Below are 16,766 nucleotides of genomic sequence, written 5' to 3' on the forward strand. Positions count from 1 at the left end.
CATGAAGAAAATAGTTGCGATTTCCGGAGCATTAAGCACTTTGTTTTTTTTGATACATCTTATAGTGGCCTGTATCTATTACGCAGGAATCATGCCGTATGGATATATTCATATGACAATCGGCGGAATTCTGTCCATTGTCATGTCCGTCCATATGCTTTCCGCTATCTTCCTGATGGTGAAAAATCGCCAAAGGGATAAACAAGCCAAACAATATCCGCAGCTGAATATGGGCACTGTAATCCAGTCCGCAACAGGTATTTTCACAGGGATATTTTTATTGGTGCATATCCTGGTGATTGAATTAAGTAAAAGGATAGACGGGACTATGTTTAATATTATTTATGTTTCGGCAGAGTTTTTGTTTCTCTTAACTGTAGGCCTACATATGGCCATCAGCGTGCCCAAGCTCTTTATATCCATGGGAGTCATTAAAAAACGGGAGAATTACCCGCTCTTCATCAGAGGGACCTATGTCTTCTTAGCCTTGGTGCTGGTGATGTATATGGGTTCCCAAATTATGTTCTGGGCAGCATAGACAGCTGGGTGAAGCTGTTGTCTGGGGAGAGAGAGGAGTGTCAGCATTCGGATGAAGAATATACTTGTAATGGGCAGTGGCCTGGCCGGAATGACGGCAGCGCTGAAGCTTGTGGAAGAAGGAGCAGCTGTTACCTTGGTGTCACCGGCTTATTCAGAGAGAGCACAGTCTGTAATGGCCATGGGCGGAATTAATGCTGCCTTGAATACCAAACAAGAAGATGATTCGATAAATGAGCATTTTGAGGATACCATGCGGGGAGGCAGTGATCTTAATGACCCTGAAGCCGTGGTTAATCTGGTACAGAGGGCTCCGGAGATCATCCGCTGGCTTGAAGAAATCGGTGTGAATTTCACCCGGGATGAGAAGGGCAGAGTGGATTTACGGAATTTCGGCGGACAAAAAAAGAAACGTACTGCCTACGCCGGTGCGCGTACCGGTAAACAAATTGCCACAGCTATCATAGCTAAATGCCGGAAATATGAAGCTTCTGGCCAAATCAAGCGTCTGGTGGGTTGGAGATTCCACTCCCTATTAATCGAGGGTCAGGAATGTGCGGGTGCTGTTCTGTTGCACGAAAACACGAACGAATTGAAAAGTCTGGTTGCCGATGCTGTGATTATGGCCGTCGGAGGGCCGAATGGCGTTTTCGGAAAAACTACCGGCTCCAGATTAAATGATGGCTATGCCGCGGGAATGCTGCTTGAACAAGGGGTCGAATTTTCGAATCTGGAGATGATTCAATATCATCCTACGACAGTACATACCCCTTCCAAACGTATGCTGATTACGGAGGCTGCACGTGGCGTCGGAGGAAGATTGTACGTCATCAAAGAGGGGCAGCCCTGGTACTTCATGGAGGAGTGGTTTCCGGGATATGGGGCTTTAATGCCGCGTGATGTGGTGAGTCAGAGTATCTATAAAGTATGTAATGAGATGAAGCTGGGCATTAACGGGAGCCAGGAGGTTTATTTGGATGTCTCTCATCTGTCCCCGGAAATTATTGATGTACAGTTAGACGAGGTTGTCAGCATCTGTTCGAAATTCTTAAAGGTCAACCCGTATAAGGAACCCATTCCAGTTGCTCCAGGGATTCATTACTTTATGGGGGGAATCAAGACGGATAAGAATCACACAACGAATCTAGCGAGACTTTTTGCCGCAGGAGAATGCTCCGCTCAATATCATGGGGCAAACAGACTGGGCGGAAATTCGTTATTAGGCGCGATTTGTGGAGGATGGGTTGCAGCGGAAAGCTCTCTAATGGTCAGCCCAATGGATACTGCTGCCGCAGACAAAATAGGTGAACAGCAGCTGGAGACAGCAAATCAGGAGCTGCAGCATTGGGAGAAGAGGGCGAATACTTCTATAAAAGGCTATTTTCAGATCAAACAAGAATTATCAGAGCTTATGTATGGCGCCATGGGTATATATAGAAAAGAGAGACAGCTGCTTGAAGCCAAAAAAAGGCTGGAGGAAATGAACAACGACACCGCACAGTCATGGTATCATCATCATTTTTATGAATACAAAACATTATCAGCCAATATTTTATTGGCAAGGGGAATGGTCGAGTCGGCATTGGCTAGAAAAGAGAGCCGGGGGGCACATCAGAGAATCGATTATAGTGAAAAAAATGATACACAATTCAAGAAATCTACGAATGCAGTATTTCTGAATAATAGTATCTGCATTGAGTTTAATTAAGAAAAGAGGCAGTACTATGAGTATCAGGATTAATATCAAGCGGCAGGAAAATGGGGCGAAGGAAGCATACTGGCAGAGCTTTGAATACTCGGGTGAATTACATGTATCCATAGGGACTCTAATTAATAATTTGAATAGTGAAATGCTGGAAAAGGACGAGGGAGAACGGCCCATCCGCTGGGACTGCAGCTGTGAACAGGGACTGTGCGGAGCATGTGCAATGGTGGTTAATGAGAAGCCGGTACTGTCCTGCCAATTATTTTGCGATGATCTGGTACAAGAGCACAATGAAATTACGATTCATCCCCTAAGTAAATTCCCGGTCATAAGCGATTTGGCAGTGGACCGGAGTCAAATGTTCGAAGTGATGAAGGACATGAAGCTATGGCTGGAAGATCCGGCAAAGGTTAGAACCGCCAATTTAACGCTGCAATATGAAGTGTCCCAATGCCTGATGTGCGGCAGTTGTCTGGAGGTCTGCCCCAATTATAGCCTGGGTGAGTTATTTACTGGAATGTCCTCCGCGATGTCGATGACTAATCTGACCTTATTAAGTGAGGACAAAGCCTATAAAAAACAATATACCCAAAGAGTATATGATGGCTGTTCCAAATCTCTTGCCTGCCAGGAGGTTTGCCCCATGGACATTCCGATTGTGGAGGCGATCTCCAAAATGAATAGAGTATCGGTCTGGGGAATGTGGAACATGTTTGGGAAACATGGATAAGCTGCAACGGATAGATTGCATTAACAAACTACTATAGCGGAGGACACACCATGAAACAACTCTACATCAAGCAAAAGATATTCAGCATAGGCGAGAAGTTTACGGTGAAGGATGAGCGGGAACAGGATGTGTATTACGTAGAGGGCAGCTTCATGCGGATTCCAAAGACCTTCTCGATTATGAATGCAGGCGGAAGGGAAGTTGCACAGATTACGAAGAAGGTGTTCAGCTTCCTGCCCAAGTTCTTCGTAGAAGCGGATGGCCGTGAGGTGCTCACAATTAAGAAGGAGCTGTCGTTCTTCAAGGCGCGTTATTCGATAGATTCGGCGGATATTGAGGTGCACGGGAACTGGTGGGATATGGATTTCCAGGTTTTGCAGCGCGGGGCGGTCGTCGGGGAAGTGAGCAAGAAGTGGTTCACCTGGGGAGACAGCTACAGTGTGCAAGTATGGAATGAGGAGCTGGAGGCGATCATCATCGCGATTGTGGTCGCCATTGACTGTGTGAAGAGTGATGAAGCCTCGTCTTCTAATCAGTAGCTATTAACAATCCTTTCAGGTAGACCCTCTCCGGGCGGAGAGGGTTTTTGGCGTGCGCCGGCATGTTAGAATAGATCAATTACGATCCTGCTTAGATCATTGTTTTGGGCCAGGGGGTCTATTAGAATTTGGGGGTAAGCAACTATGTGCATGTAAAGGAGACGGTAATATGCTTAGATTGGTCAATGTGGAGAACGGTACGGTCAAAGGCTTGCCCGCAGCCGATCCCCGGATTACGAGCTTCAAGGGAATACCGTTTGCGGCTCCGCCTGTAGGCGGCAACCGCTGGCGGGCACCGCAGCCTGCCGAAGACTGGGAAGGTGTACTGCAAGCCCACGAGTTCGCACCGGTCTCCATGCAGGTCAGACAGGAGCTGGATGATAACAATATCTATACCCGTGAATGGGCGGTCGAGCCGGACATTGCGATGAGCGAGGATTGCCTGTATCTGAACGTGTGGACTCCGGCCAAGCAGGCGGACGAGAAGCTCCCCGTCTATGTATGGTATTTCGGCGGCGGGCTGCAGGTGGGCCATCCGGCAGAGATGGAATTCGACGGCGAACGGATTGCCCGCAGAGGTATCGTAGTTGTGACTATTAATTACCGGCTGAATATCTTCGGCTTCCTCTGCCATCCCGAGATTACGGCTGAATCGCCCGAGGCGCCCGCTAACTTCGGCAACCTTGACCAGCAAGCGGCTACCCGCTGGGTGAAGCGTAACATTGCAGCCTTTGGGGGCGACCCGGATAACATTACCATCGGCGGGCAGTCAGCGGGTGGCGGAAGTGTCATGAGCCAGCTTACCTCTCCACAGAACGAAGGCCTGTTTCAGCGGGCGATTGTTGAAAGCGGTATCTTCACCAGGCTGTATCCGGGAACGCTGCTGCCTCCTATGCGCAGTGATCTGCAAGAGGCTGAACGTGATGGTATCGAGTTCTTCAAATATTTGGGGGTATCCACGCTTGCGGAAGCCCGGAAGCTGGATGCGGTCTATCTGCGGGACAAGGCAGTAGCGCTTGGCGGGTTCTGGGGCACCGTTGCCGACCAGAAGTTCCAGGTGGGGAATCCGTTCGATCTGTTCGTGCAGAATAGACGCTTGCAGGTGCCGGTTATGCTCGGCCATACCTCCTCCGAGTTCTTCAGCACTCCGAAGGTGCAGTCCTATGAGGAGTTCAAGCAGCTTGCAGCGGACATGTTCGGGGAGGATGCGGAGACCTTCCTGAAGCTTAGCGGCGCACGGCCGGATGCCGTTCAGGAAGCGGCGGAGCGGGCAGCGGTAAGCGGGATCGAATACGCGATTCGTATTGCCGCGCAGGCGAACGCGGATACCGGAGGAGAAACGCCGCTCTATTACTATAACTTCGATGCCGAGATTCCGGGCTGGGATAATCCGGGCACCTTCCACTCTGTGGATCTGTGGTTCTTCTTCGAGACGCTGGCCAAGTGCTGGCGGCCGTTTGTCGGCAAGCATTACGATCTGGCCCGCCAGATGTGCAATTACACCGCACACTTCATTCGTACCGGTGACCCGAACGGACCGGATTCCACAGGCGAAGAATTGCCGCGCTGGGAGCCGTACACCCCGGAAGCACCTTACGGGATGCTGTTCGCAGACAAGGCTGAATTTTCCAAAGAACAGCCGGGTGAGATCATGAATTTTCTGGTGCAGCAGTATTTTAAGAAGGCTGGTAGCCCGGTCTGAGGCGGATGTGATTCAGCCAACTGCTGACGGGCAGCGGCCGGAAGCCTGATAGGCTCTGAAGTCACGGCGGCGAAGCCCCGGCCTTGGCCTGTCGCTGGTAATTTCGTGGTGTGTACCCGGTCACCTGCTTGAATTGCCGGCAGAAATGCTCCACATTCGGATAGCCGCACCTTGCAGCGACCTCGGCGATGCTCTCGGTGCTGTGGATCAGGTACTCCTTGGCCATGCGAATCCGGCTGTTGATGACATCCTCCATGCAGGAGAGTCCGAAGTTTTTTTTGTAGATACTCTGGAGATAGCCTGGACTGATCTCAAGCACATCGGCCATTCTGGAGACGGTCCAGTATTCTCCCGGGTTAGTCTGAATTAACGTGCGCAGCTTCAGCAGCTTGTAGTATTGCGGGGTAATATTGTCCTGAAAATAGGATTCCCACAGCTTGTTGAACAGCGCGCGCAGGAGCAGATCGATGGAGGAGGCTTTGCAGTCCCCGCCCATATGATGCTCGCTGGCGAGCAGCTCAAGCAGCTTTTGGCAATAGTCAGGGTCGCTAAGCGCAAAGGGGATACCTAAGGGAAGCGGAGATTCGGTAACATAAGGTTCATTGGATTCAAAACGAATCCAGTCATTGATGAACTGGCCGGCGCAGGCCTGATAATACACCTTCTGCTGCGGCTGGTAGAGAACTACGCTGTGGGCAGGGTATTGCTTGAGTCCGCCATGCACCCAGAATAGCGCCGGTGTCTTGGTAATAACCAGGAGCCAGTGTGCGCCAGCGGGAACATCTACAACGAAATTCGAAGCGTGTGTCGTATTGCACTCGACATAGTGAATAAGTGCCATTCGCGCTCTCCTCCTAATGAATCTCGCGGAATTCACCTGGCGTAATTCCTTCGGATTCCATGAATTTTTTGTTGAAGTAGCTGATTCCCGGATACCCGGAGACGATGGCAACCTCTTTAATGGACATAGAGGGGTTGCCCAGCAATAATTGCTTGCTTGTTTGAATCCGGCATTTGGTGATATAAGAGACCGGTGTCATTTTCGTTGCTTTTTTAAATAGACTGCAGAAGTAATTCGGTGTCAGTCCTGCTTTGCTTGCCCACCATTCCAGCTCAAAGGGAAGGTGGGCTTTTTTTTGCATTTCGGGCAATAGCGCGGTTATTTTGTCCAGGTGATTGGTGCTGCGGTAGGATGAATATGGAAGCGAATTGCTTACAAATTCAATGATCACACTATAGGTTAAGGTGGAGATCCGGGAGGGGCGGAGGAAATTATAGTGTTCAAGCTCATGAAATAAATCCTCGAAAGCCGATTGTAGCAGAGAAGCATTCTTCAACGTCCAGATCGAAGAACCGGAATACCGGTTATCCAGAAAGTAAGCCGGGAGTGCACTGCCATTAAACTGAATCCAGAAGATATTCCACGGGTCCGACTCCGAGCAGTAGTAACGCATACGGTCGTTCGGAAAATGGAGAAAAGCATCTCCTGCGCCTAATGTGAAGGTTCTATCCTCTATTTCAATGAACCCACTTCCACTGGCGATATAATGCAAACTGAAATCTCTGACACCATTCGGCCGGTTCACGTTATGGTCGTCCGGCTGGATGAAGTTACCCAAGGAGTGCGGAAAGCAGAAAAACCGGAATTCTGTAAAATTGGGTAAGCAATAGGTTCGCATGTGATCCTCTACCCGCCTTTCCTCTACCATATAAAATCTTAATATAGTTTTAGTAATAGTATAATATTATTATTTCGTCAAGGGATATTGATCATTATAATGAGAAGAATAATATATTTTAGTTTTAGAAAGCGGTGCCTGATATATAAAAATGACAACGCTTTCTAGAAAATATCAGCTTACGCCGCCGTCCCCGGAAAAGCTAAACTACAGATAAAGGAGGAACGAAAATGCAGCTTGAAAGCAACGTAACCGGTCCGCTGACCAACCGGGACCAAATATGGAAGCGGTTCAAAAAACAAAGGGTGCTCCATTTATTTGTCGCGCTGGGCATGATATTTCTGGTCATTTTTTCCTATACGCCGATGTTCGGTATTCTGATGGCGTTTAAAGACTACAGCATTTCAGACGGTATCAAGGGCATTTTTACCAGTGATTGGGTGGGACTAAGGTATTTCGATGAATTTGTACATGATTATCAATTCGGCAAGATCGTCAGGAATACACTTGTGCTCAGTTTCTTAAAGGTGATTTTCGCTTTTCCAGCCCCTATTATACTGGCCATTCTGCTGAACGAAGTGAAGAGTATGCCGTTCAAGCGGTTTGTCCAGACGATCAGCTATTTGCCCCATTTTATTTCATGGGTTGTGGTTGTGGGGGTCTCCTATGCGTTCCTGTCCGCAGACATCGGTCTTGTGAATAGAGCGCTGCTGGAAGCGGGGTTCATCGACCAGCCGCTTAATATTCTGACGAGTCCCAATTATTTCTGGGGCTTGGCTGTGGGGAGTGCTGTGTGGAAAGAGATGGGCTGGTGGACGATTATTTTTCTGGCGGCTATTACAGGCATCAATCCTTCTCTCTATGAAGCCGCAGAGATTGACGGGGCAGGAAGGCTGGCCCGTATCCGCCATATCACACTGCCGGGAATGAAGGGGACCATCGTTGTCGTGCTGGTTCTGACCATCGGCAGCATTCTTGGAGGCGGGCTGGTAGGCTCTAACTTTGAGCAAGCTTATCTGCTGGGGAACAGTATCAATAATCCTACATCGGAGATTGTGCAGACCTATGCGTTTAAGGTGGGGTTAAGCGACGGACGATTCTCTTATGCAAGTGCGATTGATTTAATCCAGTCTGTAATCTCGGTTATATTGATTTTTTCCAGCAATTTCATTGCGAAGCGAGTCTCTGGCTCAAGTCTATTCTAGGGAAAGGAGCGGGAGTTGTGCTCAAGAGTCAAAAACAAAAAGATCTCGTGATGGACAGTACGATATATGTGCTTCTTTCCATTATTGGGCTAGCTATGCTCTACCCCTTTTATTATGTATTAATCGCTTCGTTTAACAAGGGATCAGACACATTGTTGGGCGGGATGTATTTATGGCCACGGAATATAACCTTCGAGAATTACAGAGTTTTTCTGGAGGACCCCAAATGGATGAAGGCATTTCTGGTTACTGTGGCCCGGACAGTATCGGGTACTGCGCTCGGACTGCTGCTCACCAGTCTGGTAGCATACGCGCTGTCTCACCGGGATCTGTTGTTCAGTAAATTCTATTTCACCTTGATTATATTTGCGATGTACTTCTCCGGCGGTCTGATTCCGTATTACGTGGTGCTTCGCTCGTTAGGCTTGCTGAATTCGTTCGGCGTGTACATTGTACCCTCTATGCTGAACACCTTTTTCCTGCTCATCGCCATCTCGTTCTTCCGGGAAATTCCCGGAGAATTGAAGGAATCCGCCCACATGGACGGCGCAGGGGAATTCGTTATTTACTTCCGGATCATCCTGCCGGTCTCCATGCCGCTGCTGGCTACAATGGCGCTGTTCATGGGTGTGGGCCAGTGGAACTCCTGGCTGGATTCCGCTTATTTCGTACAATCCGAGAATCTGAGGACGCTTACCTTCCGCATGATGGAAGTCATCAATCAGAGCAACGCCCCAATGGATTCGGTGGCTGTGGCCAACCGGCCTGGCGGCGGAGTTACCAGCTTTTCCTTGCAGGTCACCTCGATGGTCGTCTCCATCTTGCCGATCATCTGCGTGTATCCGTTCCTGCAGAAGTATTTTGTACACGGGATCATGCTCGGCTCTGTGAAAGGCTGATAAATAGGCTGAGATTGAAAAAACAATAGAAAAGAAGCAGGGAGAGATAGGAATTGCTTAGAGAAAATCTGGACCGAAACTGGGAGTTTGAACACGGGAAACCGTTCCACATTCATCGCAAGGGAGATGAACAACCACGGATCGTTCATCTGCCACATGACTTCACGATTGAAACGGACACCTGGGCGGATGCGCCCGGAGGGAGAGCCACAGGCTATTACGGCGGAGGCATAGGAACTTACACCAAGATGCTGGACATACCGGAAGAGGCGCAGGGACAACGGGTCGTGGTCGAATTCGACGGCGCTTATATGAACACCACTGTGGTGCTTAACGGACATACTGTAGCCCAGCATCATTACGGATATACGCCATTTCATGCTGATCTCACTCCCTATATCAAGCCGGGCCAGGCAAACCGGCTCGCGGTTACGGTGAATAACGCCGCACAGCCTAACTCCCGCTGGTATACGGGTTCAGGCCTGTACCGTCATGTGGATCTGCTGACCAGTTCTAAGCTGCATATCGTTCCTTGGGGAATATACGCCCATACCTCGCATATCGTCAACGGCACAGCCTTTGTTATTGTGGAGACCACGGTAGAGAATCATTCGGATACCCCTGCCAGTGTGTGGGTAGACCTTAAGCTGGAGAAGGAAGCCGTAGGAGGTGAGGCGGGAAGCGGCAGAGTGCAAGTCTATGTACCGGCAGCGCAGAAGGCCGTTGGCAGGGTAACAGTCGCTGTTGAACATGCCGAGTTATGGGATATTGATTCCCCGAATCTGTACCGGATTACCGCATCTCTGAATGGAAGCGATAAGCACTATGACAGCGATAGCACACTATTCGGCATCCGTACACTCACCGTAGATGTGAAGAATGGTCTAATGCTGAACGGACGCACTGTGAAACTGAAAGGCGGCTGTGTGCACCATGATCACGGGATTCTCGGAGCCGCTTCCTACAGGGACAGCGAATACCGCAAAATGAAGCTGCATAAGGACAACGGGTATAATGCCATTCGCTGCGCCCATAATCCGCCGTCAAGGGATATGCTGGATGCCTGTGACCGGCTGGGCCTGCTCGTTATGAATGAAGCCTTCGATATGTGGACGATGGACAAGAACCCGCATGATTACAGCTTATATTTTGAGGAGAACTGGAAGTCTGACATAGAGGCTTTTATTGTTCGGGACCGCAATCATCCCAGTATTATCATGTGGTCCACAGGCAATGAAGTCAACGAGCGCGGGGGGTTATCCCGCGGATATGAATGGGCTGCCCGACTGGCGGCATGGGTAAGGGAGCTGGACCCGACCCGTCCGGTTACCAACGCGGTATGCACCTTCTTCAGCGGGCTGGAGGATGAGGATCAGCAGCGGTTTTATGATGATCTCAAGAATCCGCCCAAGGAGTCGGCAGGCTTCGTCAACTTTGACACGGAGTTCGGCAAGCAGGTGTGGGATGGCTATACGGAAGCCTTCTGCGCTCCGCTGGATATTGTCGGCTACAATTATCTGATTCATCAATTCGATGCCGCTGCCCACAAATACCCTGACCGGGTGATCTGCTCAACCGAGAGTATAGCCAGAGATATGGATAAATATTGGGAAGGCGTGGAGCGTCATCCTTATATAATAGGCGATTTCAACTGGACCAGCTTCGATTATATCGGGGAAGCGGGCCTTGGCAAAACGATCTATACGGAACCGGACCAGGCGGATGAACAACGGAAAAAATTGCCTGAGTCCCCGTATCCATGGCGTCTGTCTTATGACGCGGATTTCGATCTGTGCGGCTTCGCCCGCCCCCAGCTTGCTTATCGGCGGATTGTCTGGGGCTCTGACGAAACCTTTATTGCCTCCCATCATCCCCAAAACTACGGCAAAACAGAGCTGATGAGCGGATGGGGTTGGACGGAATGCGAGCACGCCTGGAGCTGGAGCGGGTACGAAGGCGAACCTGTTACTGTCGAAGTCTACTCGGCGGCCGAGGAAGTTGAATTGATTCTGAATGGTAAAAGCTTGGGCAGACAACCCGCAGGCAAGGTTAACCGTTTCAAGGCACGGTTTGTTCTTACCTATATGCCGGGCATCTTGGAGGCTGTGAGTTATACCCAAGGCAGCAAAGGTTCGAGCGATGTGCTTCATTCCACGGGAGAACCTGCGGGAATCCGGATTGTTCCGGAGACAGAAGAGCTTGCCTCAGATGGACAATCGCTCTGTTACGCGGTTGTTGAAATAATAGACGCAGCCGGTAATTGTGTGCCGGAGGCCTCGCTTGTGGCGACTACCCGGGTAGAAGGTGCGGCTACGCTGGCTGCCTTCGGCACCGGCAGACCGCAGACAACTGAGAATTATACGACAGGCCACTTCACTTCCTTCAAAGGCAGACTGCTGGCCGTTGTCCGTGCAGGATATGAGCCAGGAATCTCCACGCTCACAGTCAGCGCTGACGGGCTTGAGCCGGTAAGTCTGGATATTCCTGTTAAATAATGATACGGAGGGATTACATTGACAAAGACAACCAGCCGCATGACGCTTGTGGCAACAATGGCAGTTACCTTGGCCCTGGGACTGCTATCCGCCTGCGGCGGAGGCAATAGCGAGGGTACCAAGCAGGAGGGTGCGGCCGCAACAGCCGGAGCTGGAGCTGTGAAGGAATTATCCCTGTTCATTGATTTTCCCTGGTGGGCAACCAAGGAGTGGAAGGGGCCGATCGCGGAGAAAATCACCGAGCAGACTGGCGTTAAGCTGAATGTAACCGTAGCCACAGACGACAAGCAGCTTCCGCTGATGATTGCTTCCGGCGATCTGCCGGATCTGGTGCTCACCTCCAGCAACGTAGGCCGGATGTCAGATTCCAAGCTGTCCTATTCGTGGAATGAGCTGATCGAGCAATATGCGCCGGACTTCAAGCTAGAACCCACCCGAATTGCGATCAATACGATGGATGACGGTAACTTCTATACGGTCCGCAATGCTTTTGCCACCCAAGAAGAGATGGCCCAGAATAAATTTGCCCTTGGCGGGGACGGCAATCCGGGGATTGCGGTGCGTGAAGATATCCTGAAGGAACTGGGAAATCCCCCGATTAAGACACTGGACGACTTCGTGAAGGTGCTCGGTAGGGTCAAGGAGAAATATCCCGATATGGTACCGCTGGTCATGGACAAAAACTGGATCGAGCAGTATTTTCTCCAGCAGTTCGGGGCCGAGGCTCTGTTTGACAATTGGTACGAGCATGACGGGAAAGTGGATTATTACATCAGACAGCCGCAAATGCTGGAGTTCTTCAAATTTATGAACAGCTTGTACCGCAACGGCTACATACTGGCCGAGAACTTTGCATTTGCCAATGATCAGGTCGATGAACAGTATGCGACAAGCGGCAAAGCGTTCGCCCACGGCCACACTGTAGGTACTGCGGATACGGACAACAGCGCCATTCAGAAAAACAACGGTACGTTTACCTTCAAGATGCTGCCGAGCGCTTTGACGAAAGAAGCCAAGAAGGTTAGCACAGGGCTGGGCTTCGCCGGCACCTTCATCACCAAGAAGAATAAGAACGCGGAGGCTTCGATCAAGCTTCTCCAGTACCTGGCCAGCGACGAAGGCCGGAAGCTGACGATGTTCGGGGTGGAAGGCGAGCACTGGACATGGAACGAAGAGGGGCATCCGGATCTGAAGTACGATTCATCTGATCAAGACTTCATGAATGCCAACGGCATAGGTTGGTGGGTACTGTACAACGACGGCGTAATGGAAGGCTTGAGGGGATATGTGCCGGGCAAGCAGAAGACGCAGGCGCTGATGGAGACGAAAGCGATCACGACCTACAAGCCGCAGCTCGGCCTGATCCAGACACAACCGGATTCTGCGGAGAAAACGCTCAAGACCAAAATCGACGAGATGATCAAAAATGAAAAGGTCAAGGTATACCTGGCAAAATCTGAAACGGAAGCGGTGGCAAGTTACGAGAATCTGGTGAAGACTGCTGAGAGCCTGGGCTTGCAGCAGCTGGTGGACTGGGCCAACGACACGTATCAGAAGAAGAAGGATTTGTTCAAGTAAGCCAAGGACAACCGGTAGAGGCGTCATGCCTCTACCTTATTTTGCTTTCATCATTACAGCAGGAGGAAGGGGACAGATATGAGAGTATTGATCGTAGACGATGAACCGTTGATCCTTAACGGGCTGGTGAAAATTATCGGGGAGGCGGCTCCGCTCGGGACGGAAGTTTTCAGAGCAGATAATGCGTTTGAGGCTCTGGAGCTCATGACAGAGTGTATGCCGGATGTGACGGTTACAGATCTTCATATGCCGGAGAAAAATGGCTTCGAGCTCATCGAGGCGGCCAGAGAGAGCGGACTGTGTGACCGTTTCATCATTCTGACGGGCTACGATGAATTTGAATATGTCCGCAGAGCGCTCCGCACAGGAGTGATGGATTATCTGCTGAAGCCGCTGGGCAAGGATGAGATTGCCGCTCTGCTGGAGCGGATTGAACAGGAGCTTCCCTCTGAAGCCGACCCGGAATACTCGAACCATGCGAAGCGCATTCTGGCGTATACCAAAACCCATTATATGAACGATCTGTCACTGGACCATCTGGGCGAATTGATGAGCCTTCATCCGAAATACATCAGCAGTCTGTTTAAAAGAGTGACTGGCGATACATTTGTCAATTATCTGAACGGATTTCGCATCAAGGAGGCCCAGAGGCTGCTCAGGTCCCATGGCCGGCTATCCGCGAACGCTATCGGCAAGAAGGTTGGGTTCGAGGACAAGCACTATTTCACCAAAGTCTTCAAGAAGTATACAGGAATGACGCCGGGCGCTTACCGCGATGAGGGCAAACTGGAGTATCCGGCGAGTGGCGAAGAAGCTTGCGGAGCCGCAGGGCTGGAGCTGCGAGATAAGCGCAGTTAAAGCGCAGTACTGGGATTTTTGTCAATGCCGGATAAGTGAAGTAAAAATGTGAGCGTTGTCAATAAACAGGCGTCTCCCCCATAATGAAAGCGTAACCAAATACAATCAACACTAATTGAACTGGGGGTTGACTATGAACAAAGGTACAAGAAATGGTCGGGGTCTACTGAAGAGTACGTCCATCTTGTTGTTGTCTGCACTGCTGTTGTCCGCTTGCTCGGGCAAGCTGGAATCCGGTAACGGCGGCAAGGAAGCGGCAGCCGGTAATGATCCGAAGCCAAGCGCAGCTGTTGATGAGAGTCCGCTCGGCAAATACGATCCTCCGATTGAGCTATCGTTCGTCAGAGATCTGAGCGATGTGGTAGAGAATAACGTGCTTGGCGTATTGAAGGATGAGACGATTGATAACAACCGCTGGACCAAGTTGTATGAGGATCAGCTCGGAATCAAGATCAAGTATAACTGGATTGTGAAGGGCAGCCAGACCTCGGATCAATATCTGCAGAAGATCAATGTCACCCTGGCCTCCGGCGACTTGCCGGATGTGACTCCGGTCAACGCCACACAGCTCAAGCAATTGGCCGATTCTGACCAGATTGAGGATATGACGGCGTTATATGAAAAGTATGCCTCCCCGTTCACCAAAAAAGTGCTCGCGGGGGAAGGGACGAGTGTATTCGACGCAGCGACCTTCGACGGGAAGCTAATGGCGATTCCAAGCCTGGAATCCTCCATTGAACGGTCGATGTACATCTGGATTCGTACCGACTGGCTGGAGAAGCTGGGACTCCAGCCGCCGAAGACCATGGCGGATGTGCTTGCGATCTCCGAAGCCTTCGTGGAGAAGGACCCGGACGGGAACGGCAAGAAGGATACCATCGGACTCGGCATCACCAAGGATCTGTGGGGAGGAGCAATGGGGCTGGAAGGCTTCATGGCCGGGTACAACGCTTACCCGAATATCTGGGTGGATGACGGCAGCGGCAAGCTGGTCTATGGCAGCATTCAGCCTGAAGTGAAGCAAGCGCTCCAAGTGCTCCAGGATATGGCCAAGAAGGGACAGCTCGACCAGGAGTTCGGGGTCAAGGACGGCGGCAAGGTCTCCGAGATGATCTCCGCAGGCAAGATCGGGATGGAGTACGGAGAGCAATGGAATTCCATCTGGCCGCTGCAGCTTAACCGTGACAATGATCCCAAGGCGCAATGGCAGGCCTTCCCGATTGTCTCGGAATCGGGCGATACGCCGAAGGTGCCGCTCAAATTCAGCACCACCCGTTTCTTCGCGGTCAAGAAAGGAGCCACGAACCCTGAAGCTGTAATCAAAATGTTCAATCTGCATGTGGAGAAGAACTGGGGCGAGACGGCCGAATTCGATAAGTACTATGCACCGCCTGAAGCGGAGAGTGTCTGGCAGCTGTCCCCGGTTACACCGTATCCGGTAACGAAGAACGTAGACGCCTTCCGTGAGATTGATGCTGCCCGCAAGGCAGGTGATTTCTCTACCCTGAAAGGCGAAGCCAAGACGATCCAAGGGAAGCTGGAGTCCTATGCTTCAGGTTCAACGGAAGGCTTCTCTCTATGGGGCTGGGAGCGGATCTATGGCGAGCAAGGCTCCATGGGAATAGCCGACCAGTACATCAAGAATGACCAGTTCCTGCAGGAGAAATTCGTCGGCGCTCCGACACCGACCATGGTCGAGCGCAAAACGACGCTTGAAAAGCAGCAGAATGAAATGTTTGTCAAAATCATTCTAGGTGATCCTATCGACAAGTTCGACCAGTTTGTGAAGGACTGGAAGAAGCTGGGCGGCGATCAAATTACGCAAGAGGTCAACGAATGGTACGCAGCGACTAAGAAATAAGGCGCCTTGGAGGAAGAAAACGACCTTTTCTTCCTCCATTCCATTCTTGCCCTGCAGATGTGGAGGATAACGATGAGAGCAAAACTGCGAAAAGAACTGCCGCTTCATTTGATGCTTTTGCCGGGACTGGTGATGATCATTCTGTTCTCCTACGTCCCCATGGCCGGTGTCATGATCGCGTTCCAGAAATTCATCCCTGCCAAGGGCTTGTTCGGGGATCAGAAGTGGGTGGGCCTGGATAACTTCGAATATGTGATGAACCTGCCAAGCTTCACACAGGTGCTGTGGAATACGCTGTTTATTTCGAGTCTCAAGCTGATTCTGGGCCTCATTATTCCGCTGGTGTTCGCAATTCTGCTGAACGAGCTGGCCAGTAATGTGATTAAACGGTCCGTGCAGACAGCGATTTATCTGCCGTATTTCTTGTCCTGGGTTGTGCTTGGCGGCATCTTGATTGATATTCTGTCTCCATCGGGCGGGATTGTGAATGAATTCCTGGGATGGTTCGGCGTCTCCAAGATCTTTTTCCTCGGCGACAATGACTGGTTCCCCTTCACGCTGATTGCCTCGGATGTGTGGAAGAACTTCGGCTACGGCACGATTGTATATCTGGCGGCTATAACGGGCATTGATCCCGGATTGTATGAAGCGGCTACCATTGACGGTGCTAACCGCTGGCACAAGACCTGGCATATTACCATTCCGGGCATACGTATGGTCATCGTCCTGCTGTCGGTACTCAGTCTGGGACAACTGCTGAATGCGGGCTTCGATCAGGTCTTCAATCTGTACAGTCCGCAGGTCTACGAGAGCGGGGATATCCTGGATACCTTCGTCTACCGGATCGGTCTTTTGGACGCCCAATACGGCGTAGCGACTGCCGTCGGCTTCTTTAAATCGATCATATCGCTAACCTTAATATCCAGCTCGTATTTCCTGGCTTACCGTTTTGCCAAATACCGGATCTTCTAGAGGAGG

The 16,766-nt window shown here is 50.7% G+C and carries 14 protein-coding genes; 12 read left to right on the forward strand and 2 right to left on the reverse strand.

What is annotated here, in order from left to right; all coding sequences use genetic code 11:
• Window position 1 precedes the first annotated feature (1 nt).
• From ACFSX3_RS00585 to ACFSX3_RS00605, 5 genes are all read left to right on the forward strand, one after another.
• A complete protein-coding gene (locus tag ACFSX3_RS00585) occupies window positions 2-538 on the forward strand; it encodes a hypothetical protein (protein ID WP_209992458.1) in 537 nt (178 codons plus the stop codon).
• Between the two features lie 51 nt (window positions 539-589).
• Window positions 590-2,245, forward strand: coding sequence for an FAD-dependent oxidoreductase (locus ACFSX3_RS00590; RefSeq protein ID WP_209992457.1), 1,656 nt, complete (start codon window positions 590-592; stop codon window positions 2,243-2,245).
• Window positions 2,246-2,261: 16 nt separating this feature from the next.
• Window positions 2,262-2,972, forward strand: a complete 711-nt coding sequence (locus tag ACFSX3_RS00595) for a 2Fe-2S iron-sulfur cluster-binding protein (RefSeq protein WP_209992456.1) — start codon at window positions 2,262-2,264, stop codon at window positions 2,970-2,972.
• 50 nt (window positions 2,973-3,022) lie between these two features.
• Window positions 3,023-3,511 carry an LURP-one-related/scramblase family protein gene (locus ACFSX3_RS00600; RefSeq protein ID WP_209992455.1) on the forward strand — a complete coding sequence of 163 codons (489 nt, stop codon included), beginning with the start codon at window positions 3,023-3,025 and terminating at the stop codon, window positions 3,509-3,511.
• 169 nt (window positions 3,512-3,680) lie between these two features.
• Complete coding sequence (locus ACFSX3_RS00605) at window positions 3,681-5,213, forward strand: carboxylesterase/lipase family protein (protein WP_209992454.1); 1,533 nt, start codon at window positions 3,681-3,683, stop codon at window positions 5,211-5,213.
• Window positions 5,214-5,274: 61 nt separating this feature from the next.
• On the opposite strand, the gene ACFSX3_RS00610 is transcribed toward ACFSX3_RS00605, so the two are convergent.
• Both ACFSX3_RS00610 and ACFSX3_RS00615 read right to left on the reverse strand, forming a co-directional pair.
• A complete protein-coding gene (locus ACFSX3_RS00610) occupies window positions 5,275-6,054 on the reverse strand; it encodes a helix-turn-helix transcriptional regulator (RefSeq protein ID WP_209992453.1) in 780 nt (259 codons plus the stop codon).
• 13 nt (window positions 6,055-6,067) lie between these two features.
• Window positions 6,068-6,922 carry a helix-turn-helix transcriptional regulator gene (locus ACFSX3_RS00615; protein ID WP_379312498.1) on the reverse strand — a complete coding sequence of 285 codons (855 nt, stop codon included), beginning with the start codon at window positions 6,920-6,922 and terminating at the stop codon, window positions 6,068-6,070.
• A gap of 200 nt (window positions 6,923-7,122) precedes the next feature.
• On the opposite strand from ACFSX3_RS00615, the gene ACFSX3_RS00620 reads away from it, so the two are divergent.
• The 7 genes from ACFSX3_RS00620 (at window position 7,123) to ACFSX3_RS00650 (ending at window position 16,760) form a co-directional block, all read left to right on the forward strand.
• Window positions 7,123-8,097 carry an ABC transporter permease gene (locus tag ACFSX3_RS00620; protein ID WP_209992452.1) on the forward strand — a complete coding sequence of 325 codons (975 nt, stop codon included), beginning with the start codon at window positions 7,123-7,125 and terminating at the stop codon, window positions 8,095-8,097.
• 230 nt (window positions 8,098-8,327) lie between these two features.
• Complete coding sequence (locus ACFSX3_RS00625; RefSeq protein ID WP_339224155.1) at window positions 8,328-8,996, forward strand: carbohydrate ABC transporter permease; 669 nt, start codon at window positions 8,328-8,330, stop codon at window positions 8,994-8,996.
• A 53-nt stretch (window positions 8,997-9,049) separates the two neighbouring features.
• A complete protein-coding gene (locus tag ACFSX3_RS00630; RefSeq protein WP_209992451.1) occupies window positions 9,050-11,491 on the forward strand; it encodes a glycoside hydrolase family 2 TIM barrel-domain containing protein in 2,442 nt (813 codons plus the stop codon).
• A gap of 18 nt (window positions 11,492-11,509) precedes the next feature.
• The gene (locus ACFSX3_RS00635) at window positions 11,510-13,069 is read left to right on the forward strand and encodes an ABC transporter substrate-binding protein (RefSeq protein ID WP_379312500.1); all 1,560 of its coding nucleotides are present in this window, start codon (window positions 11,510-11,512) and stop codon (window positions 13,067-13,069) included.
• Between the two features lie 78 nt (window positions 13,070-13,147).
• Complete coding sequence (locus tag ACFSX3_RS00640) at window positions 13,148-13,927, forward strand: response regulator transcription factor (RefSeq protein WP_209992450.1); 780 nt, start codon at window positions 13,148-13,150, stop codon at window positions 13,925-13,927.
• Between the two features lie 133 nt (window positions 13,928-14,060).
• On the forward strand, window positions 14,061-15,788 hold the full coding sequence (locus tag ACFSX3_RS00645; protein ID WP_209992449.1) for an extracellular solute-binding protein: 1,728 nt from the start codon (window positions 14,061-14,063) through the stop codon (window positions 15,786-15,788).
• 72 nt (window positions 15,789-15,860) lie between these two features.
• The gene (locus ACFSX3_RS00650; RefSeq protein ID WP_209992448.1) at window positions 15,861-16,760 is read left to right on the forward strand and encodes an ABC transporter permease; all 900 of its coding nucleotides are present in this window, start codon (window positions 15,861-15,863) and stop codon (window positions 16,758-16,760) included.
• Window positions 16,761-16,766: the final 6 nt, after the last annotated feature.

This window comes from Paenibacillus rhizoplanae, assembly GCF_042684125.1.
GTDB classification, from domain to species: Bacteria; Bacillota; Bacilli; order Paenibacillales; family Paenibacillaceae; genus Paenibacillus_AQ; species Paenibacillus_AQ rhizoplanae.